General features: G+C 33.5%; 16 protein-coding genes. 10 read left to right on the forward strand and 6 right to left on the reverse strand.

Features of this window, described 5'->3' with window-relative positions; translation table 11 throughout:
- Positions 1-17 precede the first annotated feature (17 nt).
- The 3 genes from DMB65_RS00395 to DMB65_RS00405 all read right to left on the reverse strand — a co-directional run bounded on the left by DMB65_RS00395 (position 18) and on the right by DMB65_RS00405 (position 1,787).
- Complete coding sequence (locus DMB65_RS00395; RefSeq protein WP_007138072.1) at positions 18-239, reverse strand: DUF2795 domain-containing protein; 222 nt, start codon at positions 237-239, stop codon at positions 18-20.
- Between the two features lie 205 nt (positions 240-444).
- Entirely contained in the window at positions 445-1,014 is a 570-nt protein-coding gene (locus DMB65_RS00400) for a cob(I)yrinic acid a,c-diamide adenosyltransferase (RefSeq protein ID WP_110304702.1), read from the reverse strand.
- 86 nt (positions 1,015-1,100) lie between these two features.
- Positions 1,101-1,787, reverse strand: coding sequence for an ABC transporter ATP-binding protein (locus DMB65_RS00405; protein WP_110304703.1), 687 nt, complete (start codon positions 1,785-1,787; stop codon positions 1,101-1,103).
- Between the two features lie 474 nt (positions 1,788-2,261).
- Here DMB65_RS00405 and DMB65_RS00410 point away from each other — a divergent pair, with 474 nt between their 5' ends.
- Entirely contained in the window at positions 2,262-2,915 is a 654-nt protein-coding gene (locus tag DMB65_RS00410) for a DUF6565 domain-containing protein (RefSeq protein ID WP_110304704.1), read from the forward strand.
- A 57-nt stretch (positions 2,916-2,972) separates the two neighbouring features.
- On the opposite strand, the gene DMB65_RS00415 is transcribed toward DMB65_RS00410, so the two are convergent.
- From DMB65_RS00415 to DMB65_RS00430, 3 genes are all read right to left on the reverse strand, one after another.
- Positions 2,973-3,764 (reverse strand): O-methyltransferase, encoded by a 792-nt coding sequence (locus DMB65_RS00415; RefSeq protein WP_110304705.1) that lies wholly within the window; start codon positions 3,762-3,764, stop codon positions 2,973-2,975.
- Positions 3,765-3,823: 59 nt separating this feature from the next.
- Positions 3,824-4,192 carry a four helix bundle protein gene (locus DMB65_RS00420; RefSeq protein ID WP_110304706.1) on the reverse strand — a complete coding sequence of 123 codons (369 nt, stop codon included), beginning with the start codon at positions 4,190-4,192 and terminating at the stop codon, positions 3,824-3,826.
- A 279-nt stretch (positions 4,193-4,471) separates the two neighbouring features.
- The gene (locus tag DMB65_RS00430; RefSeq protein WP_110304707.1) at positions 4,472-6,334 is read right to left on the reverse strand and encodes an ABC-F family ATP-binding cassette domain-containing protein; all 1,863 of its coding nucleotides are present in this window, start codon (positions 6,332-6,334) and stop codon (positions 4,472-4,474) included.
- A 575-nt stretch (positions 6,335-6,909) separates the two neighbouring features.
- On the opposite strand from DMB65_RS00430, the gene DMB65_RS00435 reads away from it, so the two are divergent.
- The 9 genes from DMB65_RS00435 (at position 6,910) to DMB65_RS00475 (ending at position 24,507) form a co-directional block, all read left to right on the forward strand.
- Positions 6,910-8,973 carry a fibronectin type III domain-containing protein gene (locus DMB65_RS00435; protein ID WP_110304708.1) on the forward strand — a complete coding sequence of 688 codons (2,064 nt, stop codon included), beginning with the start codon at positions 6,910-6,912 and terminating at the stop codon, positions 8,971-8,973.
- A 4-nt stretch (positions 8,974-8,977) separates the two neighbouring features.
- Entirely contained in the window at positions 8,978-14,077 is a 5,100-nt protein-coding gene (locus DMB65_RS00440) for a T9SS type A sorting domain-containing protein (protein WP_110304709.1), read from the forward strand.
- Positions 14,078-14,079: 2 nt separating this feature from the next.
- Positions 14,080-19,503: a fibronectin type III domain-containing protein gene (locus DMB65_RS00445; protein ID WP_110304710.1), complete on the forward strand. Its 5,424-nt coding sequence runs from the start codon at positions 14,080-14,082 to the stop codon at positions 19,501-19,503.
- A gap of 2 nt (positions 19,504-19,505) precedes the next feature.
- The gene (locus DMB65_RS00450) at positions 19,506-20,249 is read left to right on the forward strand and encodes a hypothetical protein (protein ID WP_110304711.1); all 744 of its coding nucleotides are present in this window, start codon (positions 19,506-19,508) and stop codon (positions 20,247-20,249) included.
- 481 nt (positions 20,250-20,730) lie between these two features.
- Positions 20,731-21,729, forward strand: a complete 999-nt coding sequence (locus tag DMB65_RS00455; protein ID WP_110304712.1) for a hypothetical protein — start codon at positions 20,731-20,733, stop codon at positions 21,727-21,729.
- Complete coding sequence (locus DMB65_RS00460) at positions 21,726-22,193, forward strand: hypothetical protein (RefSeq protein ID WP_110304713.1); 468 nt, start codon at positions 21,726-21,728, stop codon at positions 22,191-22,193. Before DMB65_RS00455 ends, DMB65_RS00460 begins: the two co-directional genes overlap by 4 nt.
- 49 nt (positions 22,194-22,242) lie before the next feature.
- Positions 22,243-22,656, forward strand: coding sequence for a hypothetical protein (locus tag DMB65_RS00465; RefSeq protein ID WP_110304714.1), 414 nt, complete (start codon positions 22,243-22,245; stop codon positions 22,654-22,656).
- Positions 22,657-22,773: 117 nt separating this feature from the next.
- Positions 22,774-23,535 (forward strand): tetratricopeptide repeat protein, encoded by a 762-nt coding sequence (locus tag DMB65_RS00470; RefSeq protein WP_110304715.1) that lies wholly within the window; start codon positions 22,774-22,776, stop codon positions 23,533-23,535.
- 123 nt (positions 23,536-23,658) lie between these two features.
- Complete coding sequence (locus DMB65_RS00475; RefSeq protein WP_110304716.1) at positions 23,659-24,507, forward strand: hypothetical protein; 849 nt, start codon at positions 23,659-23,661, stop codon at positions 24,505-24,507.
- The last annotated feature ends 13 nt before the right edge of the window (positions 24,508-24,520 follow it).

Genomic DNA, 24,520 nt, shown 5'->3' on the forward strand with positions numbered 1-24,520 from the left:
TTCCTTTGGTTTATTTTTTAATATTCATCCTCATTCCAAAGATAATCTTCGTCTGTTGGATAATCAGGCCAAATTTCTTCCATTGATTCATATATCTCGCCTTCGTCTTCAATCGACTGCAGGTTTTCTACTACTTCCAAAGGAGCTCCTGCTCTAATAGCGTAGTCAATAAGTTCGTCTTTGTTAGCAGGCCACGGCGCATCACTTAAATAAGATGCTAATTCTAATGTCCAATACATCTGTTGTCGATTTAGTTTGTGCAAAAATAAATTTTTTACTGAAAAAGACAAGTAAAATTTGATTTATTTTAAGAAAATTTAAGAACGTCTTTATTAGTATTCAGTTTTCAGTGCCAGTTTGCAGCGTAAAACTGAAAAATTACGACTCTTTACTTTGCTTTTCAAGAATTTTCTTTTCAGTATGAAAACTGTGACTGTAAACTATTTATTTCCTCGGAATCCATTTTACTTCATCCGCTTTTAAGTCTGAGGACAACTTCCGTGCCAACACAAAAAGATAGTCAGAAAGTCGGTTTAAGTACTGAATTGCGATTTCTGGAACGTGTTCGTTATGGCTTAAATGGACTGCTAAACGTTCTGCGCGACGGCAAATACATCTTGCGATATGACAATGTGACACAGTAGGATGACCGCCTGGTAAAACAAAATGAGTCATTTTCGGAAGGCTTTCGTCCATGATATCTATTTCATTTTCTAATAATTCAATATCCGGATCGATTATTCCGAGATTCTCTAGCCTGAGTTTGCCATTTTTTAAAACTTCTTTTTCCTGCGGAGTTGCCAAAATGGCACCAACTGTAAAAAGACGGTCCTGAATTTCGATTAAAATAGTTTTGTAATGGGAGGCGATTTCCTGATCCCGAATTAATCCTATGTATGAGTTCAATTCGTCAACAGTTCCATAACTGTCAATTCTAATATGATCTTTGGGTACCCGGGTTCCGCCAAAGAGGGCAGTTGTACCTTTATCACCTGTTTTGGTATATATTTTCATTTTTTTAGGTGCTAAGTTTCAAATTTACATCGAAACTAAGTTTTTGCTCTTTTGCGATTAAACGAATAGCTAAATAAACTATTAAACTATTTTGTAGTGTCACTTTCTATTAAACCATCCCGTAAACGAATAACCCGATGGGCGTACGCAGCAATATCTTCCTCGTGAGTAACCAGAATTACGGTATTTCCTTGTGCATGAATGTCTCCAAAAAGCTTCATGATTTCTACAGAGGTTTTACTGTCTAAGTTTCCGGTTGGTTCATCGGCTAATATAATAGAAGGTTTGTTGACCAAAGCCCGGGCAATAGCCACACGCTGGCGTTGTCCTCCCGAGAGCTGGTTCGGCTGATGATCCATTCGGTCTGCAAGATTTACTTGTTTTAATACTTCTGTCGCTCTTGCGTTTCTTTCAGATTTAGAATATCCTGCATAAATCATGGGCAAAGCAACATTGTCTAAAGCAGTTGTTCGTGGTAAGAGATTGAAAGTCTGAAATACAAAACCAATTTCTTTGTTTCGAATTCCGGCGAGTTCATCATCTTTCATTTGGCTGACATCTTTGTTGTTTAAAACATAGTGTCCGGAGGTTGGTGTGTCAAGGCATCCCAGTAAGTTCATCAGTGTGGATTTTCCGGATCCTGATGGTCCCATTAATGCCACATATTCTCCTTTGTTAATTTCTAAGTTAATTCCTTTTAAAACATAAACGATTTCATTACCAAGGACGAAATTTCGTTTTATGTCCGTTATTTTAATTAATGGATTTGCCATTTTGTTTCACGATTTTGGATTTAAAAGTACAAAACACTTTTCAATAAAAAGTATAAGTAGTTTAGAATTGAATTTTGTTACAAATGCTCTTTTATAAATGAGTACTAAATGAACGTAATGGGTGTAATGGGTTTCTGGTGATTATTTTTTGTTTGTTATGCTAATTTCTGACATAAAATTGTATCGGGAACAGAAAAAATGATCATCAAAAACGATTCTTAATACATTTTTTGTTCTGTTACACTACACAAAAAATACCCGAACTGATGTTTTGAATAAACTAACGGTTTAGATGGATTTGTTTTTAAAGCAGAAAAGTGTTATACTTTTTTTGACTGATTTTATATAATTATCATTATGCTGTATGTTTTATACTTTTAAAATGTTTTTAATTTTTAAAACATGTCAATAATGTAATTTATCGGGGTGGGTATTAAGTAAATTTGATTATCTATTAATTAAATAATCAAGAGTATGAAAAGTATACAAATTTTATCAGGAGTTGTATTAATTGCATTAGGTTTTACATCATGTAAAGACGAGAAACAGGAACAGGCTAAAAAAACAATTGATTCATATGTATCTTATGTGGATTCGGTAAAAAATGTAGCTGCAGATGATCTGAAAGCAGATTGGACTGCTGTGGAGGCTGAATATGACAGAAGAGCTGAAAATGCAAGGATGGCATTAGCAGATCTGAAAGATAATACTGCTGAAACAGAAAAAATCAATGAGACTAAAATTAAATACGAAGAATTTAAAAACGAAATGGCCGCAACTCTTTCTCCTCCAGGTTCAAAACAACAATTGCGTAATGCTTTATTTGGAGAAGGAAAAATAGGCGATGACATGGATTTTATCTGGGTTAACGCTCAAAATATCCATAGTGTTTATCAACAATTTGTACACACTGTAGAGAACAATAAAGACAGTTATTCCCGTGAAGACTGGGATGAGATTAAATTGATGTATGAAGCACTTGACAGTCGTAAAAATACGGTTGAAAAAGAAGGACTTTCAGCAGAAGACAACAGAAAAATTGCGGGATTAAAAATCAAATTTGCGCCCATGTATACTGTAAACAGAATAGGAGCAAAATCTGAGGAGAACAAAGAAGCTAAAAAATAGGTTAGTTAGGTTTAGGTTTTTTTTTTGAAAAAGACAATCAGAAATGGTTGTCTTTTTTTATGCCCTTATTACAAAATGTTCTTTCTCCTGCTCGTATCTGAAAAACACAATTCCCCATTGAAAGGTGTCAATTGTAACTTTTACCTTTTGATGCTGTTTTATAATTTCCCAGGCTTCTTCCATGTCCGAAGACCAGTGGATATCATCAAAAATCCAGACAGCATCATTATGAATTGTTGGTAATAAAAGATCAAAATAAACCAGGGTCGCTTTTTTAGAATGATTTCCGTCGAAGTATATTAAGTCGAAGTTTTTAGTTTCTGTACTGAGTTTTCTTTGAATCTCCTGAAAATATCCTTCAAATTCTGTTACGACAGTATCCACATTATGGCAATCAAATTTTTTTAATTGATTTTGTGCAACAGAACTTGTATTCGGGCAGCCTTCTAAAGTAATGACTTTTGCTTTTGGATTTCCTAATGCAAGGGCAGAAGTGGCGAGACCTAATGAAGTTCCGATTTCAAGAATGTTTTTAGGCTCAAAATAATTAGTTATGCGAAATAATAATTCAGCACGTTTTTTAGAAATTCCTGCAGTTTTTACAATTTTTGAAATCTGTCTTTTATTGGATTTAAAAACTTTTGAACCTGCTCCAAAATCAGTTACATTAATAAAGTTTTTATTCTCTGAAAATGATTTTCGATAGTTATTAAGAGTTGAATATTCGGTTTTTGATTTTTTATCGTAAAAGCATTTCGTTAATAAACTAAAAACAAATGGAGAGTGTACTCCATGTTCATTTTTGGAGTTCCAAAGGAATTTTAGATATGATTTTATTTGAAATAACATTATATAAGAAGTTTTCAGTCGCAGTTTTCAGTTTCAGTTTTCAGTTTCAGTGTTCGAAATTATATATTGCATCCAAATTTACCGGGATTATTTATCATGTAATTTATAAGTTTTCCTATTTCGTTGCTTTTGTTATTTAAAATATCAAAAGTTTCCTGATTAATGTATTTACACTGAAGTGAAAAATCCAACCAAACATTTGTTTCCGAATTTTCTGCATCACTATCAGTCAGTTTACTTATAAAATGGTTAACATATCTTCTCTTTCGATATGATTCTGCAATATTAGCAGAAACACTTCTTGAAGACCTTCTTATTTGATCTGTCAACGAATATTTTTCTTCTTTAGGAAATGTTTTCGAAAGTTCAAATATTTCCATAGCAAGTTCAAATGATTTTTTATAGGCCAATAATTCTTTAAAATCCATGTTTTAATTTTTTACAAGGATATTAAAAAAACAAGAAAAAACTTATTTTTAAAATAAGAAATATTTAACGATAAAAAAAACTAAAAACTGCCACTACGACTGCGACTATCACTACGACTGCCACTATCACTGAGACTGCGACTACCACTGAGACTGAGACTACGACTGAGACTACGACTGAGACTGAGACTGAGACTGCCACTACGACTGAGACTGAGACTGAGACTGAGACTGAGACTGAGACTGAGACTGCCACTACGACTGCCACTGAATACTAGTTTATCCCTCAATTTTAGCCGAAAGCTCAAACCAGCGTTCTTCTTTCTGATCAATTTTATTGATGATATTTTGCAGTTCGTTTGCTTTTTTCTCGATGTCCGCATCGGCTACTTTTCCGTCAGAGAATAACTGTTCGATTTTACTTTTATCGATTTCCAGATCTTTGATTTCTCTTTCTAGCTTTTGATATTCTTTTTGTTCGTTGAAAGTTAGATTTCCTGTTGGATTATTTTGCTTCCAGTCTTTTTTTTCGGCTTTGTTTTCTTCTTTCTGTGCAACATCGGCACTATCTTCGTAGGCTCTGAAATCGGAATAATTTCCGGGGAAATTTTCGATCTCTCCGTTTCCTCTGAAAACAAATAAATGATCAACAATTTTATCCATAAAATAACGGTCGTGTGAAACGACTAATAAACATCCTGGATAATCTAAAAGGAAACTCTCTAAAACGTTTAGTGTTACAATATCTAAATCATTGGTTGGCTCATCAAGAATCAAAAAGTTAGGATTCTGAATTAAAACGGTACATAAATACAAGCGTTTTAGTTCGCCACCACTTAATTTTTCGACAAAATCATATTGTTTTTTGGCGTCAAAAAGGAAACGTTCTAATAATTGCGAAGCCGAAATCATTCTGCCTTTTGCAAGCGGGATAAATTCCCCGTATTCTTTAATAATATCAATAACACGCTGACCTGGTTTCGGATTAATTCCGCTTTGCGTATAATAACCAATTTTTATTGTATCACCTTTTACAACACGGCCACTGTCAAGCGGAAGTGTTCCCGTGAGAAGATTTAAAAAAGTTGATTTTCCGGTTCCGTTTTTACCAATAATTCCGATACGTTCACCACGCTGAAAATCAAAACTGAAATTATCAAGAATAACATGGTCTTTGAATTTTTTAGAAATTTTGTGAAGCTCGATAATCTTACTTCCCATACGTTCCATATTGATTTCAAGTTCAACTTTATTCTCTTTTCTTCGGCTTTGTGCTTTTTCCTTGATGACATAAAAATCATCCTGACGGGATTTAGATTTGGTCGTTCTTGCTTTTGGCTGGCGGCGCATCCATTCTAATTCCTTTACAAATAGGTTTTTAGCTTTGTCAACACTGGCATTTTCAGACGTAATCCGTTCTTCTTTTTTCTCTAAATAGTAAGAGTAATTTCCTTTATACTGGTATAATTTTCCATTGTCTAATTCGATGATTTCATTGCAAACGCGCTCTAAAAAGAAACGGTCGTGAGTCACCATAAATAAGGTAATGTTTTCTTTGGCAAAATAACTTTCCAGCCATTCGATCATTTCAAGATCTAAGTGGTTGGTAGGCTCATCCAGAATCAATAAATCCGGGCGGTTAATTAAAATAATGGCTAATGAAAGGCGTTTCTTCTGACCTCCGGAAAGATTTTTTACCTTAAGTTTAAAATCTTCCAGCTTTAATTTGAATAAAATCTGTTTGTATTGCGTTTCAAAATCCCAGGCATTGTGCTGATCCATTCCGTCAAAAGCTTTTTGATACGCTTCTTCGTCGTCAGGGTTTTCTAGTGCTTTTTCGTAGGCTTCAATAATTTTTAAAGTTTCATTATCAGAAGCAAAAATACTTTCTTCAATTGTCAATTCGTCCTGAAGATTGTTATCCTGGGACAAGAACGCCATCCGGATTCCTTTTCTCAAAACAACCTGGCCAGTGTCTGGTTCGTCCAAACCATTGATGATGCTCATGATAGTTGTTTTTCCGGAACCGTTTTTAGCGATAAAAGCGATTTTTTGGTCTTTGTTGATTCCGAATGATATATTGTCAAAAAGTGTTCTTTCGCCAAAAGACTTCGATATATTTTCTACAGAGAGATAATTCATGTTGTTAAATAGCTTTAAATAAAGCCTTTATGTGTTGTTGAAATTAAAAGATCGCTAATTAGGTATCTTATTTAGTATAGGATACTTTAATTACGAGATTGCAAAGATACCTTTTTGATTTAAACAAAAAAAGACGTTTTGTCTCTCGTTTAGTAGTAACGCATAAAGCAAGAAAGATATGTGTTTATTTTATTTGTAGTATAAGAGTTCAAAGTTCTCGTAGGGAAGAGTGATTTTTTTGTTGACTTAATTATTCTGTCATAAGGGATTACAATATCTTGAAGTTTTTGAGTTAAAGTCTAAAAAAATCAAACCTGATTATTTAGGGGAACTTAAACTTAATTTGGAAGCACTTGATCGTGATGTGAAAAAAAATATGTATTAAATTGCATTTAACTCAAAAATAAAGATGAATTTTTTGTTTTAATTGATTTACGATTATTATATGCTTTTTTGATATACTATTTTCTAAAATTTAATCTTTAATAATAAGATTTTTATTTTGTAATATTGGTTTGTCAGTCAATATAAAATACTATTTTTGCGGTTTTTAACATGGAAATAATTACAGATTAATGTCAAAAAACAAACTCCTTTTTTTGTTCTTATTATTTATATCATTATCGCATTCTCAGGCTAAACGTGCTACCGTCATGGTTAATGCCAGAGCTCAAAAAGATAAAATTTTGATTCGTTGGGCAGTTAATTCTCCTGCTGAATGGCAAAAAGCAAATAAAAAAGGATTTATAGTTACCCGCTCTACAATATCACGAGATGGTATTATTTTACCAAAACCAGAAAAAATGCTGCTCACCCCAAAACCACTAGTTGCGGAACCTTTGGATGCATGGATTGATCTGGTACAAAAAGATAATAATGCAGCTATTATAGCACAATCTATTTATGGAGAAAGTTTTGAGGTAACTTCTGCGAAAGAGGGGGATTTGTCGAAAATAGTAAATATGGCAGATGAGCTGGACCAGCGTTATACATTTGCTTTATACGCAGCCGACATGAGTTTTACAGGTGCGGTAAAAGCGGGTTGGGGATTTGTAGATACCAATGTAAAGAAAAATGAAGTCTATGCGTATCAGGTAAGTGTTTTTGAAAGTCCAAAAGTTAAGGAATCATCTTACATGATCGGTTTAAAAGACTATAGTGTACTTCCTGCTCCAACAGATTTTATTGCAATCCCTGATGATAAAAAAGTATTGCTTTCCTGGGATTACGAAACCTTCAAAAGAATTTACACTTCTTATATGGTAGAAAAATCTTCTGATGGAATCAATTTTAATCCCATAGCAACCACGCCTTTAGTAAACTTAAACGATAAAGACGAGCATCCGTCAAAAACGATGTATTATATTGATACCCTTAGTGTAAACGATAAAATCTATCACTATAGATTATACGGTATAACCTCATTTGGAGAAAAAGGAGAAGTAACAAAACCAATTACTGCAACAGGAGTAGCTGCTATAGTTACAGCGGCAAGGCTTGTAGATTATAATATCATTAATTCAAACGAAGTTAATCTTGAATGGGAATATCCTGCAGCATCAGAAGGTTTTATTCAGGGGTATGAAATTAATTTAGCAGATAATGACCAGGGACCCTATAAAGTTGTGTCTAAGATTATTCCACCATCCGAGAGAAAACTCAATTATAAAGAAAATTTATACCCCTCTAATTATTTTACTATTTCTGTTGTAGGTAAAAATAATCAGCGATTAACATCACAAAGTATGTTAGTCCAGCCTGTAGATTCTATACCACCTGCAAAACCAATGGGGCTTGAAGGAGTAATTGATAGCCTTGGGGTTGTTCGATTAAAATGGAAACCCAATCAGGAAAAGGATTTGCGAGGTTACCGAATTTTAAAAGCCAATAACGTTGATGAAGAGTTTGTAGATATTTATCATCAATCTTATGTTGGTAATGACTATAAAGACAGTGTAAGTCTGAAGATGACAAACAGTAAGGTATATTATAGAATTGCTGCCGAAGATATGCGATTTAATATTTCTGACCCGTCTGATGTTTTGGTTTTGGATAAACCGGATAAAATTCCGCCCGCTGCACCTATTTTTAAAGACTACGATAATAAAGACGGCAAAGTACATTTAAAATGGATACGAAGTTATAGTGAAGATGTAACAGGATATAGTCTAAGAAGGAGAGAAAAAGGACAAGAAAAGTGGCTGGAGATTAAACAAATTAACGATACCATTCAGGAATTTACAGATGACAGGGTAGAGAACAAAAAAACATATCAGTATGCTATTTTGGCAAAGGATAAAAGTAATCTTTGGTCCTCCTTAGAGCATTCTACAGTAACTGTTCAGGTTTTAGATTTTACACCTTTAAAAATCATTACATTTTTGCAAGGAGTACCGGACAGGGAAAATAAAAAAATTATCCTGACCTGGGATTATAATAAAAGCAAAGGAAAAGTGCTGGGTTTGAGTATTTATAAAAATATAAAAGGAACACCCCCAACATTATGGAGAGAATTAAACGGTGATGTTTTTACTTTAGAAGACAAGAATTTAAAAATGAACATGGAATACGAGTATCATTTGATTCCTAATTTAGAAAATAGCCCCGCAAAAGAAGAAGTTTTAACCGTTGTTTACTAAGCTTATGAAGAAAATTTATGTATTGATAATTTTATTGGTTTCAGGCTTTTGTTTTAGTCAGGGTGTGGGGAATTATAATGTTAGTTTTAATATAACGGACCTTAATATAAAGGTAGATATATCAGGGAATTGTGGCAGCCGTTTACAATCGTGGCTAATTTTTAGTAATGCTGCTGATCAGTCTTTTTTTTATCAGCCTATTGGTGACAACCAAAACCTTCCTAGAGATTGGACTGCTGTTTTCCCCAGTTCCAATAAGCTTACCAAAATTAAATATTACTCAGAAGGAAGGGAATATCATGGAGGACTTAATTCTGGTTGTAAAAATGATAACAGCAGTACCGAGAACAAAAACGTTTCCTACGGTATTACTGAATATTATCTTCCGAATAATTTTACTGCTCTCTATAATTTAAGAGCAACACTTAAGATTTTACCTGATCTTAAGATAAAAATACCAACTGGTGTTGATAGTGATATTTTGCCAACAACAGACAAGATTACAATAAACTCCGATACAGGATTTTTGAGTTCAGAATACAATTGGCAATATTCATTTAATTATCTTGATCCATCAAGTTGGGTGAGTCTGCCACAATTTAATACGGCAAGTATATCGGTAAATGCCTTAGATGTCTTACAAGTACTAGATGAAACGAGTCATGGGAAAAAGGTTTATTTTAGACAAATAGCCTATAATGGGGCTGCGGTTTCAGACCCGGTTCCCTACAGTGTACGTTTATCTGCACCAAAAGTTGTTTCAGCTACACCTGTTCAGCCTACTTGCAGTGATACTAATGATGGATCTATAAAGCTTGTTTTTAATCGAACTTTATATCCCGGCGAACAATTAAATTATACCTTACTGGATGTTACCACAAATATGCCTGCTAATTATAATGGCACATTATCTATTGGAGCTGATAAATCTTTTGTTATTTCGGGTTTAAGAAAAGGCAATTATATGCTGCAGTTAATTGGTTTTCAAAATGGATTAAGCACTGCTAATGAAGCAAATCGATATGATTTGAAGTCATTTACAATAGCATCTCCTCCTGTATTGGATTTTTCACTAAACAGTACAGATATACAATGTTACGCGGCTCAGGATGGTACTATAACCATTACCCCAACCGGAGGAACCCGTACTGTATTAGGCAATGATTATTATTCATTAGATAATGGATTGAGCTGGATTCCTTTCCCTAATAATAAACCATACACCATTACTGGTTTGGCACCTGGAACATACAATGTGAAAGTAAAAGACATGAATGGCTGTATTGCTAAAATTCAAACATCAGTAAATGGAGAGATTCAACTTGGTGATGATAAACTACTGGAAAAAACGATCTCGCAACCCGCATCACCATTAACACTCCATTACACATTCAAAAAAGACCCCACTTTTTACGGAGCAGCTAACGGAAAATTAACAGCCTCAATAACCGGCGGAACTATCAATGATGATAAATCGTATGAGTACGAATGGAAAAATAGTAATGGTATAGTTTTACCGGCAACAGCCCAATATAATGCTGCTGATAAAACATACAATATTACATTAGAAAATATTCCTGAAGGAGAATACAAACTAACGGTAAAAGATAAAAATTATAATAATGCCACAAATAAAACGGCTTGTTCTATTATCGAATCATCACAAATATTGACCCAGCCGGATCAAATTATTATTGCTTTAGCAGAAACACAGCCTATTTCCTGTAATACTGGAAATTTAGAATCAGATGTAAATAAATTCTCAGACGGAATATTAAAAGCGACAGTAAGTGGTGGCGTTAAATTTACAGGATCAGCAAATAATGGTTTGCCCTATAAGTTTATCTGGTCAAAATACAATACTGCAACAAATTTATGGGAAGAGTTGACAGATTATAAAACAGATACTGCAGAGAATCTTTCAAAAGGAAACTATTCGCTAAACATTATAGATGCTAATGGAATAGTGCAGGGAACTTATAACACTACAGATTTAGAAACTGCAATTCCGACTACAAAAGAAATTGCTGAGCCCGCAAAATTGGAATTGTCATTTACCTCAGGAAATGTTTCCTGTCACCAGGGAAATAATGGCTGGGCTATTGCAACTGTTACCGGAGGAACAGGGGCTTATACATATACATGGTACAATACGGGTAACGGAACTATTGACCAAAATAAAATAACTCAGCTAACAGCAGGTGAATATTTTGTAGAAATAACAGACGCAAAGGGTTGTTTTGTAAAAGGCAGTATTAAAATAACAGAACCGCAATCACCTGTTGCGATCGAATATGAAGAAATTTTCACCCCTACTTTTTCAGGTGCTACCAACGGTCGCATTGTAGCCAAAATTACTGGAGGAACACCAAAGGATGATCAATCCTATAAGTACGAGTGGAAAAACGCAGCAGGAGTACTACAAACTACCACAGCAGAAATAAAAAACGGAATTTATACCATTACCCTAAATGGTGTTTCGGCCGATGATTATTTTTTAACGATTAAGGATAAAAACTATAACGAAGCAACCAATCAAATTATTAATTGTTCCGTATTAGAGTCAAAAGTGACACTAAATGAACCGGATCCTTTAAAAGTTGTTTTTGAAATCGTTCGTACTATTTCCTGTAATACCAATAACGAATTTGGTAATGGTACAGATATAAAACCAACTGACGGACAGCGTGATGAATCGCAGGATGGTATTTTAACAGCTCATGTTTCAGGTGGAACTCCGCTGGCATCCTCTGTAAATAATGGATTACCGTATTATTTTTATTGGAAAAAACAACAAACAGATGGCTCCTGGATGGCTTTGTCTAACATTACGGGAGAAACAGCTTCGGATCTTTCTCATGGGACTTATGCCTTAAATGTAAAAGACAGAAACGGAATCATGTTAGGAACCTATATTAATAATCAGCTGGCACAGGAAATTGACGCAACCCAATTGATGCAGGAACCTCCAAAATTATCTGTAACCATTACTAATGGTGATGTTTTTTGTAATGGAGGAAATGACGGCTGGGCTACAGCAAATGTTGTAGGCGGAACCCCTCCGTATGATTATAAATGGTCGAATGAAGTAGAAATTGATACAAACACTGTTTTAAAAGCAGGTGAATATTGGGTATTTATTACAGACGCCAAAGGATGTACTACCCAAGAAAGTATAACAATTTCAGAACCTGCAGCACCGCTTGCTATTAAATATATCGAAGTTCTTAATCCTGGTTTTTACAAAGCGACCAATGGAAAAATCGTGGTAGAAGTTACCGGTGGTACTATTTTTTCAGACAACTCCTATTGGTTTGAATGGAAAAACAGTAAAGGAATTGTACAAACGACAACCACAACGAATTTCAGTAACGGAGTTTATACCATTTCGTTAAACGGGCTTCCGGAGGAAATGTATAGCTTAACAGTTCGTGATGCCAATTATAATCTTGCAACAAATAAAACAAGTTGTACCGTGGCAAATTCTGTAACAACTTTAGACGACCCGGATCCGCTTGAAGTTACTTTTGAAGTAGTTCGTACTATTTCCTGTAATGTGAGTAATGAATTTGGAAATGAGACCGATGCTAATCCGATGGACAATCAAAGAGATGAGTCCCAGGAAGGTATTTTAGTCGCCCATGTCAAGGGAGGGATTCAGCTGCAGGCGGATAAAAATAACGGATTACCTTATTTTTATACCTGGAAAAAACAACAAAAAGACGGTTCGTGGATACTCTGGAAGGATCAGGATGAAACAGCTGAAAATTTATCTGATGGTACTTATGCGTTGAATATTGAAGATGCCAACGGAATAAAACTCGGAACGTATCTCAATAATATTTTGGTTGAGGCAAAAGATGTTACACAATATATGCCGGAGCCGGAAAAATTAAAACTCACTTTTACCAAGTTAGATGTAGGCTGTACAACAGGAAATGACGGTTGGGCAGAGGCGCATGTTTCCGGGGGCACTCCACCTTATACGTATGAGTGGACAAATGGAGAAACAACCCCAAGAATAGAAAACATTACCACAAACAATTACTTTGTAATCGCAACCGATGCAAAAGGTTGTATTGTTCAGGGAAGCATTTTTGTTGGTGATCCAAAAGGAATATTTACGACTGAAATCATCAAAAATACTACTTGTTATCAAGGGAATGATGCTTCGATAGAATTAAATGTTACAGGTGGAAACTTACCTTACAGCTATTTATGGAACACTGGTGCTACGACCAAAGACCTAAATAATCTTACAGCAGGAAATTATGAAGTTGCTATTACCTGTCCTGATTGCTGTACCTATAAAAAGAAATTTGTTTTAAAAGATCCGCAACCTGTTATTGTAAATATTGGTCCTGACAGAACCTTATGCAACGATCAGAATCTGGATTTAGACGCAAAAATTGAAGATCCAAAAGCACAATACAACTGGACTTCTTCAACCGGATTTACCTCAAATGAAGCAAAAGTAAATGTATCAAAAGCCGGAACCTATCACGTAAAAGTAACTTCAGGTTTAGGATGTGTTAGTGAAGATGAAATTGTAATAAAAACAAGTCAGGCAGTAATTAATTCCGAATTTTTATTGAGCTCTCAGGCTTATTTGGATGAAGAAGTAATATTGATTAATACAAGCAGCCCTATTGGCGAAGATACAGAATGGGTGATACCTCAAGGCGTAAATAGTATAGAGCAAAACGAAAAATACGCAACACTCAAATTTAGTGCGATTGGTACTTATACCATTGGTCTGAAGCAAACACAAGGGGAGTGTTATGCTACATTTAATAAAAATATTACGGTAGAGCAACGAAGTACATTACCTAATATAGGCACAACATCGCAATTCATTGTAGATTTTATCGTAACTCCAAATCCGAGTAATGGTAATTTTAAAGCACTTGTAACTTTAGAAAATGATAGTGACATCAACTTAAGACTATTTTCGACAAACGCACAAAATACTATGATTCAGAAAAAAGAATCCGGAAAGAAAAAGTATGAAATAGATTTTGCCACCACATTAGAATCCGGAATGTATGTTTTAGTATTAGAAACAGGGCAACAAACATTGGTTAAAAAAATTATCATCAATTAAAAATGAAGAACTTTTTCAAAAATATAATTTTACTTATTTTACTCATCCAGTGCTCCCCCTTCGGGGGTTGGGGGGATGCTTACGCCCAGCTTTATCCGGTGCAGATGACCCCTGTTTTCAATAGTCCGTATAGTGTCAAAATATCGGATTATGCTACCAGCATGGACACTAAAATGCAATTGCTGATCAATCCTACCGATATCTCTATATCGCAAAGGCAGGTACGCCTGAAATTGTACATACAAGGTAACGGACTCAACATACAAAGCAGCGATTATATACAGGGACAGCGCCCAATTTTTATAAATGGCGGAGAATTGCAAACGCTGACCAATACTGATATTGCGTCACTGTTTAGATTAGAAAACCTGCAGGGAATTTCTCCTGTACAATATGCCAACGGATTGCCGGACGGCATGTACAGTTTTTGTTTTGAGATGTACGATTTTGTGACCAACCAGAAGATCTCGCAAAAAAGCTGTGCCAGTTTATACCTGATCTTAAACGATCCACCGCTATTAAATACACCACAACGAAACGAACAAATTGCTTCAACTGAATTTCCTAATATCTTATTTACCTGGACACCACGTCAGATCAATGCAACGAATGTTTCGTATAAATTCGAATTAAAACAGCTTATCGATCCTGCATTAGATCCGCAAATTGCATTTCAGATGTCTCCCGTTTTATATGAGGAAACACTTTTTGCAACCGCTTTGCTGTACAATGTAAGCATGCCAATACTTGTTCCGGGAATGCGTTATGCGTGGCGGGTAAAAGCGATTTCGACCACAGGACTTTCAGAGAACGCCGTATTTAAAAATGACGGATACAGCGAGATTTATTCGTTTAAATATACATCCTCGTGTGCAGCCCCAACTTTTTTATTAAGCGAATCCCAGAGTTCTAAAAGTGTCAAAATCACTTGGCAAGGAACGCCGGAACATACACGCTATCAGATACAATATAAGAAAGAAGGTATCCGTAATGCACAATGGTTTTCGACCTATAGTTTAAATACGCAAAGCCTGCTGACCAATTTAGAACCAGGTGTTACCTATCAGTTTAGAGTAGGTTCAAGCTGTGATCCCGCAACCGAAGGCGTTCAGTCGTTTACCTATTCCGGCATCAGCACTTTTACAACCCCTGTAGAGACAAGTGGCATTGCTGTTTATAATTGTGGTATCATTCCTCAAATTAATATTCAGAATCAAAAACCGCTTACGAATTTAATACAGAGTGAAACGTTTAGGGCTGGAGATTTTCCGGTAACCATTTTAGAACTTCAGGGGAAAAACAGTCCATATTCCGGACGAGGTTACATCATAGTGCCTTATCTGGCTGATACAAAAATTGCCGTTGAATTTAAGAGTATCGTAATCAATACCGATTATCAATTGATTAGCGGTGTTGTAGAGACGAGTTACAATCCGGAGTGGAAAAATGTTACCGATGTGGAAGATTTCACCGGCGAAGGCCAGGGTGGTCAAATTGAAGAAACCGTTCCTTTTGTGATTGACAAAATTGTTATTAATGCTAATGGCGATATCGTAGTCAACGGTAAAGACGGTGAACAAATAATAATTCCGGGTGGAAAAGATACCGTTATTACTGATAGTAAAGGAAATATTTATAATGTTGATAAAGACGGCAACGGAAGTAACGAACCTACATTGGCCGCAGCGGGGGGCAAACCAACACCTGAAAATACCGATGGAGTAGATGAAAGCGGTCAGGTTACCGAATTTACGGCAAAAGGAATTTCGATTGCATTTAGTGGTAACGGCAGTAAATATGCTTTTGATGTACTACCAGACAAAGCACCAGCTGCTTTACAAAAACTTTACAAAAAAGTAGGAGACTTTGCCCTGCCTTATAAAGCCGTATTAAATGGTTATTCAGATACGGTATTAGCTACAGTAACCCTTACAGATACAAATATAAAACTGGACAGTATCGTATTTAAAACCCAAAACGGTGCCAATATCGAGTTTAAAAGAACCGATAAAGTATTTGTATTAACCGTAAAAGGAAGGCTAAGTTATGCCGAAGAGCAAATACTGGCGACTATAAAACAAGGTGAGAAATGGAAGGTTATTGGCGCTTTTGTTCTCGTTCATATTTCTCCAAAAGAGGTTAATGTAGCTTTAGTGCCTACAGATATCGCTTCGCAAAATAAACTTGATGGGATTATTACAAGTACACAGGCAATTTATAATAAGATTGGTGTAAAAGTAAACTTCAAGAAAGCGAACATACTCAATATCGATAGTGTAGTTTCAGGTAACACGATTCAGACTGAGAAAAATACGCTTACATCAACCTATAGCACAGAGCAGCAAAATATAAACAGTTTGTACCAAAGTACAGACAATAGTTATGTGCTTTTCGTAACCGATAAAGCTTCAAGTACAGGGCAGCAGGGTTATATGCGTTTGAACGGGCAGTTTGGTTATGTATTTAAATCAGGTTTAGCAAAAACTCCTGCACACGAATTAGGTCACGGAATTTTTAAATTAGAACATCCTTTTGAAACGTATAAGACAGCTGAATCAAGTACTGATTTATTGATGGATTATAGCGAAGGAACTGTTTTGAACCACCAGGATTGGAAACAGATTAATGATCCTGCATTTAAATTGTATGCGTTTCAGAGTCAGGCTAGTGGGGAATTTGCTAATTATGTAGTAACTCCGGATTATAGAATTGCTAGTTTACCAACACCAAATAGCTTAATTTATGATGCTTGTAATTTTGATAATGCAAAAAAGGGATTGATTTATGGATTTAGCGAAGGAGATAAACACTATTGTTGGAAAAATGATGCCTATTATGAAAGTATTAAAAATACAAAGTACGAGGGAGTATTAAAATACATCAGTTATCCAAAAGACACCGATAATATCACATTATTCTTTGATATAGAAAGGCCGTGTCCATCAAAAGAATTAACCGTTCAATATTCACAAATAAAGGACAAACTTAATACTGCTGACTTAAATAAGTTTATTGAGGATAATATTGGTAAGGCTAAAAATGTTCCATGTGGTAATGATAAAGATGCATTCACATCTGGCTTTTTTGATATTACAAGTATGGAGGTACCTCCAGGAGTAAAAGTTGATAGAATTGAAGGAGGTAAATTTTCTCCTGAACAAATTCAGAAAACAATATCTCAGGTCAATAGGTTAATTGTAAAAAATAATTCGGGTTATGCTTATAATACTGAGATGACCAATAGTGATCTGGGAAATATATCAGTTGATGAAGATATTCCTGCGGGAGGAGACAAATTAAACAGACTGGATCATGGTCTTGTTTATTTATCCGAGTTTTCAAAACAAAAAAATAATCCGGTAAATATTTATGTAGTTTATACAAAAGTTGATTACCTGATTAGTGGTAATTGGAATGAATTTACCAAACAAGTTTATGAAGCAAGTAATCTGAAAGATAAAAATGCAATACTAATTACGGTTCCTTACTTTAACCTTGAAAAGAGTATTAGTATTACAGATTTTTCTGTAGATCATTTTATGCCGGGATTGTACGCAAAAGGAGTGGATGTAAAAACAGCTGCTATTGCTAAAATTAAAGCCAATAATACAGCTAAAGTCAAGGGGGGAAATGGAGCAGCAGCTGGAGGCACTTATGAATCTATTCTTAGTTCACAAGTAGAAGAATTTATTGGTCAGGTGTATAAACAAACCTATAAACCTTCACTTATTTATTTAGGTCTTAAATATGCTGATGGTAGTATTCAGGCAACTAAGAGAGAAAGTGCAGAATATCAGCCCGGATATAATTTTGTAAAAACAGTACTTCTGCAACAAAACAAGTATTATGATGAGATTCAAAAATTAGTTTACCCGGGAACACAATCTGCAGGGGTTTCACCAACAACAGGGGTTCCGGTAATGGTTTATGATCCAAATTATGAGCAACATTTACTTGAATATGAACTGAAGAAAGCTGAACTGCTGGATAAGGCTAATGAAGGAGGAATTGAAGATTGGAATAGTGTTGAAAATTCAATAGATTTTAAAGAAAAGCAGTTAGATGAACTTACATCCAACAAATATATTACAGGTTATGCTTTTAAAAATGGATTTGTACAATGGACAAAAGATCTTTCGGTAGTTTTTGGTGGTACAGATGAAAATCCTCCTGTTTATGATTTTGCTAATGTTTATAACAAAGACAAATGGAGTACACTTGATCCAATTGTTTATGGTACTATAGATGCTGCCTCTATTGTAGCATCCTTTGTTGGTGCTGATGCTATACCTGAAGCAATTGGTTTAATGTATTCTGTAAAAAGGAAAGATGTAGTAAGTGCTACTCTTTATACAACAGCTATTGTCTTACCAGTTGTTGCTTCCGGAGAACTTAGAGTTGGACAAAAATTAGCATCAAAATTAGCAAAAGATTCTAAAGTATTCTTTAGGGGATTTGTTTATACTTTGAAAACTGACGGTAAACTAGCTAAGTTATCGACTACTTACAAACGTGGAAGACTACTTGAATTTTTTAATTTCTCTGATAATGCTGTTTCTCATGTAGAATTAGATGCTTTTTGTAATGCGTTCAAAGAAAATAAAATATTATCAAAAGACATTAAGGCAATACTTAGCGAAGCAGACGAAATTAAGAGGGCCAATCTTTTTAAAAACATAGCTAACGATGTTATTAAGGGATTAGAAAATTCAATTACAAAAAACCTTACCAAGGCAGGAATTCCAAAATCTGTAATAGATGACATCATTATACGAGCAATGTATATCGATACAGAAATTGGAAGTAATCAGATGATGAAAATGATAGATGACCTGGCAAAAAATCCTAAATTTAAAAATCCGGAAGACTTGTTGAAAAATCTGGAAGGCTGCTTCTTTAATGGATCTGCTAAAAGTGACAAAGCCTTATCATTAATGAATGAATTTAACGAAGGGAAATATTGGCTGGATAAGGGTGAAGAAGTCATTATATCTAAAGAATTATCGCCAGGTAAAACACCCCCTGATGAAGTAGATGTGGTATTTATTTCAGGCTCTAATAAAGGAATTTTAGAGTGTAAATATCCAAATGTTAAAGGAACAAATGCAGAAATGAATATTTTTAGTAATCTCGAATTAATAATTAAAAAATTCAGGGAGGATGGCAAATTAACTGGAAAATGGAAAAATATGTACCCTAAGAGATTTGGACAAATAAATATTGCTAATGGTGCATTCCCTAATTTAAGTTCTGCGGATGAATTTGTAAACTTAGTAAAGAACTGTAAATTAAGTGATGGAACAGTAACAAGTTTAATAGGAGAAGGGGCAGGTAAGATGTTTACTCTTCAGGAATTAAAAAGCTTGCAGGAATTGCATATTATCGTTGGAAATAAAAGAATTATTGTTAAACCTTCAAATTGGTAAACATGGATAATTTAAAAGTCGAAAATCCTCAAAATTATTGGGGAGATTTTGAACAAAGCTCAAGTTGGAATTTTACGTTGGATAAAAAGTTTTTATTAGAAAATAAAGATTCATTTTTAGAGAAATTTATATCGATAGGAGTAAAATATGGAGTAATCATTCCTTCTATTAATACTAATCAGAGTTTATTAGATGGAATTAATTTATTGAAAAATAAAATTTTAGCTAAAACAGATATAGATTACAGAACATTATTTTACGATCCATTTGTTAATGTATTGACAAATAGAGTTTCGATAAAATCAGACATGTACATAAATAGCAATCAAGATATTTCTATAGCTCGTTTTGAAAGTAATTCAAATTCGTATAATTTTTTCGATATACAGATTATTGATAAGTTTAGGTTATTGCTTTATACTGATGCTTTCTTTTCGGTTTTATATAATAGGAGAACTGATTTTAATTCTTTCAATAACAAAGAACTTTCATATTTAAATGCAACAAGATTTAATAGCTATTTAAGAGAATTATTGATACTGATGAAAAATTATAAGTCTGTATTTGATTTTGAAAATGGCTTTGAAATAATCGAAGAAGGAGACAAATCATTATATTTTAGAGATATGTACTTACTTGTTGATAATGAGGTTCTTTTTTATGAAAATATTTATGAATTATTACCAGAAAAGCATAGATATAAAACATTTGAAGAAATACAAATAAAATTGGATGACGCTAATTAAACAAAATGAAAAATAAAAATACACATATTAAAAAATATTTTTTAACCCTAATCAGTGTGTTAATTAGTATGTTTTCTTTTGCCCAAAAAATAAAAATCGACAAGGGGGAAATAAAGCTGGATGAAAAACAATTGGTTACATAGAAGGCAAAAACTGTTTTTTAAGATTTATAATTTAGATAAAATTTTTTCAATAACAGCCGAATTAAAGAATATTCCAAATGTCTTGTCCTAAAATAGGTTTACACAAATAGATATATAAATTAAAGAATATACGTTCATTGAAATAAAAAATATACGCAGTTTATTACGATAAATGTTAAGGTATATTGGAAAGGGTACGAAGTCGGGAGACTTAGCCCAGCGGGACAAAAGATCTTTCAGTAGTCTTTGGTGGTACAGATGAAACTCCTCCTGTTCATGAGTTCGTTAATGTTTACAATAAAGACAAATGGAGTACGCTTGATCCTATTGTATATGGTGTGATAGATGTTTCATCTGTTGCGGCATCATTTATTGGAGCTGATGCTATACCTGAAACCATCGGTTTGATGTATTCTGTAAAACGAAAAGATGCACTAAGTACTGCTCTTTACACCTCTGCTATTGTATTGCCCGTCATCGCTTCAGGGGAACTTAGAGTTGGTCAAAAATTAGCAGGAAAACTCACTAAGGATTCGAAAATATTCTTTAGAGGATTTGTTTATACGTTGCAAGCCGATGGTAAACTGGCTAAATTATCTACTACCTATAAACGCGGTAGGTTACTGGAGTTTTTCAATTTGTCTGATAAAACTGTTACAACTGCTGAACTGGATGCATTTGCTAAGGCTTTTAAAGAAGGGAAGATAGCCAATGCTGAAATAAAAGAAGTTTTAAATGAGAGTGATGATATAGCTAGAGCAATTAAATTTAAGGAGGCGAATAATTATGGAAAGATTACTTCAACAGATGAATTAATTGCTTTTTTGGATAATGTTAATGAATTAACTACTGTTACTCAATTAGAAGAAAAAGGAATAAAATCATTTTTTAGAGGAACTACTAGAAATAAAATTGATAATTCACTTTTTCCTGGAAGTACAAATGCACAAATTGGAGGGATGTCAGCTTCAACAGATCCAGTAAAGTCTACAATATTTTCGATTGAAAGTGCTACCCAATACGGTGGATCGAAAGGGGTTCTACAAATGGGATTACCGATTGATCTAAAAAATATTACTTTATCTGCACCAAATAGAAGGGTCGATATTGAATTAGAAATTATTTTTAATACTTCCGCAGAGAATTTTGCAAAAACATCTAAAATTGAGATATCTGTTGAAAATGCACGAAAGGTAGTAAAAGAGGTTTTTGGGATTGATTTACCATCTAGTTTAACTAGAGATTCAGCTGATCATTTACTACGGACTTTACCAGCATCATCATTAGATAAATCATTAGAATTCTATCAAAAAGCAATAAAATACAATGGATTATGAAAAAATTTGGAGATATTGAGACAAAACTTTATTCCGATGGAAACTTTAAGGAGTTCCCTACATTATTTTTACACGATATTCCTAGAGAAAAAGATTTACAAAAAGGAAATTTACCCAAGATTGAAAACAGTAATCAAGTTTTCTTATTTGCAAGATCCTATGATTTAGATATTAAAGTTAATACAAATTTTGATGTTTTATATTCGTACAATAACATCAATGAATGTGTAAAAACAAAATGTATTTTAAAATATATTTCTGTTAACCCAAGTTATGAAATCGATTATATTCCAAGTGGGGTTTCAGCATTGTGTTTGTTTGAATTTGAAGATGGAAAGCCCGAAATTCTAAACAAACTGCTGTATTATATGGATAAAGATAAACATCTCACCTATGATAATTTAATTATAACCCAAATGTCTTTGTATATAAAGATATCCGAGTTGCTAAATAGTGATCAATAGTTTTTCTGGTAGGTATAAAAACATCTTTGATGTAAGTAATATTAAATAAATGGAGAATATAGATAACAGTACAATTCCTTTTTGTGTTGTACAAGAAAAAAAGTTTGATTGGGGAGAACCTTATAAAACATATGATCCGATCTTTAAAATAAATCCAATAAGGGAAGAATTCTCACTAGAAGATTCTATCATAATATTTGGAGAAAATAATTTTAAAGAGCAGTTGTTATTACTATATAATGCAATAAATAATTGCGAAGAGTTTGACAGAATAGAGCATTATAATGGAGAAACGTTTAATAGAGAAGAAATTTTAAAATTAATTGATTTTTATATAAAAAAGAATGAAAATTATCTTGCACCATGGGAAAAATACCAGAGTGGTGTAATAGAATTCGATTATATAGCTATTATAGAAAGTGAAGCACAAAAAAAAATAAACTATTGTAAACACCTGTTCTAAAAAGTCTAGTAGATGAAAAATGAGTGAATAGCAGAATAAAGCCCTGTTCACGAGTAATATGCTCGCACCAAGGAGAAGAACTAATTAAATTAAATTTTAACAAAAAAATAAAAAGATATGAAATACTTATTTTCAACAATGTTAATAATTTCTATTAACAGCTTACTCTTCGCACAAAATATCAACAATGAACCACCCAGTGAAAATGAAATCGGTTTAAATCAGTGGAGCGAAATAGGTAGCAAAAATATAGAAAACCTAAATATTTTAATTGATAGCATTAAAGTATTCAAAAATAAACAGGATCAAAAGTTATTTAGTGAAGCTGATTATAATCAACAAAGAACTAAATTAAAAAATAAATATGTTGAGGAGGCTAAAAGTGCACAAAAATATTATGGAATATTAGTAAAACATCTAGAAACTTTTCCTGTTGATTTAAAAAATAAAATTAAAGGAATTAAAATAAATATTGATAATATTTTACCAAACGGCGAAATACCAGATGATATCAAGACAAATTTAGGTTATTTAATTCCTATTTCTGATTATTATAAGAGCACATTGTCAATAGATAAAACCATATCCCAAATAAAAACCGAAAAAAAGAAAGGAAAAAACAACATTTATAATGTAAGTGAGACAGCGTTAAATGATTTTGGATATGAATTAATAAATTCACAGAAAGTTAATGAGGCAGTTGAAATTTTTATTTTAAATACAAAATTGTATCCACAAGGCTACAATACATTTGATAGCTTGGGAGAGTGTTTGTTATTACTAAACAGAAAAAAGGAAGCAATTAAATCGTATCAAAAATCACTTGAATTAAATCCAAATAACGAAAATGCAAAAAAAATAATTAATGAAATAAAATAAAAAAAAATAAAATAAAATAAAATAAAAAAGATGACTACCCTTCCCTATGCTGGCACAGAAGTAAATAGAATAAGAGATCGAAGAATTGAATAAAATAATTATAAGTCCGATAATAAAATAAATATGAAAAAAATAGTATTAATAGCAGTAGCTCTATTAATTGGAATTGGTGCCTTTGCGCAAAAAATCAAGATTGATAAAGGAGAAATAAAACTCGACGAAAAAACAATTGGTTTTTTAGAAGGTAAAAAGCCAGTTTTTAAAATATATAGTTTAGATAAAAGTTTTTTTGTAACAGCAGAATTAAAGAAAGCTCCCAATGAAGATTCGATGAAACTGCCATGGATAGAGATTAAAAACGAAGCCACAGGAAAAACGAACGAATTAGATTTTAAGAATAAAAGCAGAAAATTCAGTGCCTTTAATTATGACAGAAGTATCATCTATGAATTAATGGATAGAGGTTATTTTACCACTGATGGTTTAAATGTCGAAGCAGTAGAAAATTTTTTAAATGGAGAATCAGCCGGTATAGCTGCAAAACGTCTGGGAGTTCAGGGTGATATTGATAATGCAAGTCGTCTGGCAGATACGTATCAGTTAACAATTGATGACAATGGGGTAATTTATAGTGTAAAAGCAAAAAATGAAGATCCAAATGATAAAAGAATAGGGTATATCAAAATGACGTCGCCGTATACAAACGGAGAGTTATATTATGAAGTTATTGATTTAGATGGTCATCTGATAGCCAGATGGTTTGCAAAAGCAGGAATGGTTTCAGGTTATGATAAATTTTTAAATCAGGAGCTTATTACATTCGATAATAAAGTTTTTAAAGCTGCTTTTGATAATAGAGGTAATCCGATAGGATATAAAATGAGTAAAGATATAACTGCTATGAATATTGCGCGTGTTCTTGTTGGAAACGGCTACAGCTTAGGAAGTCAATATTTAGAGAAAAGAAAATAATTAAGTTAGTTAG

Origin of the sequence: Flavobacterium cheongpyeongense, from assembly GCF_003202435.1 — a bacterium.
In the GTDB taxonomy this organism is placed as follows: Bacteria; Bacteroidota; Bacteroidia; order Flavobacteriales; family Flavobacteriaceae; genus Flavobacterium; species Flavobacterium cheongpyeongense.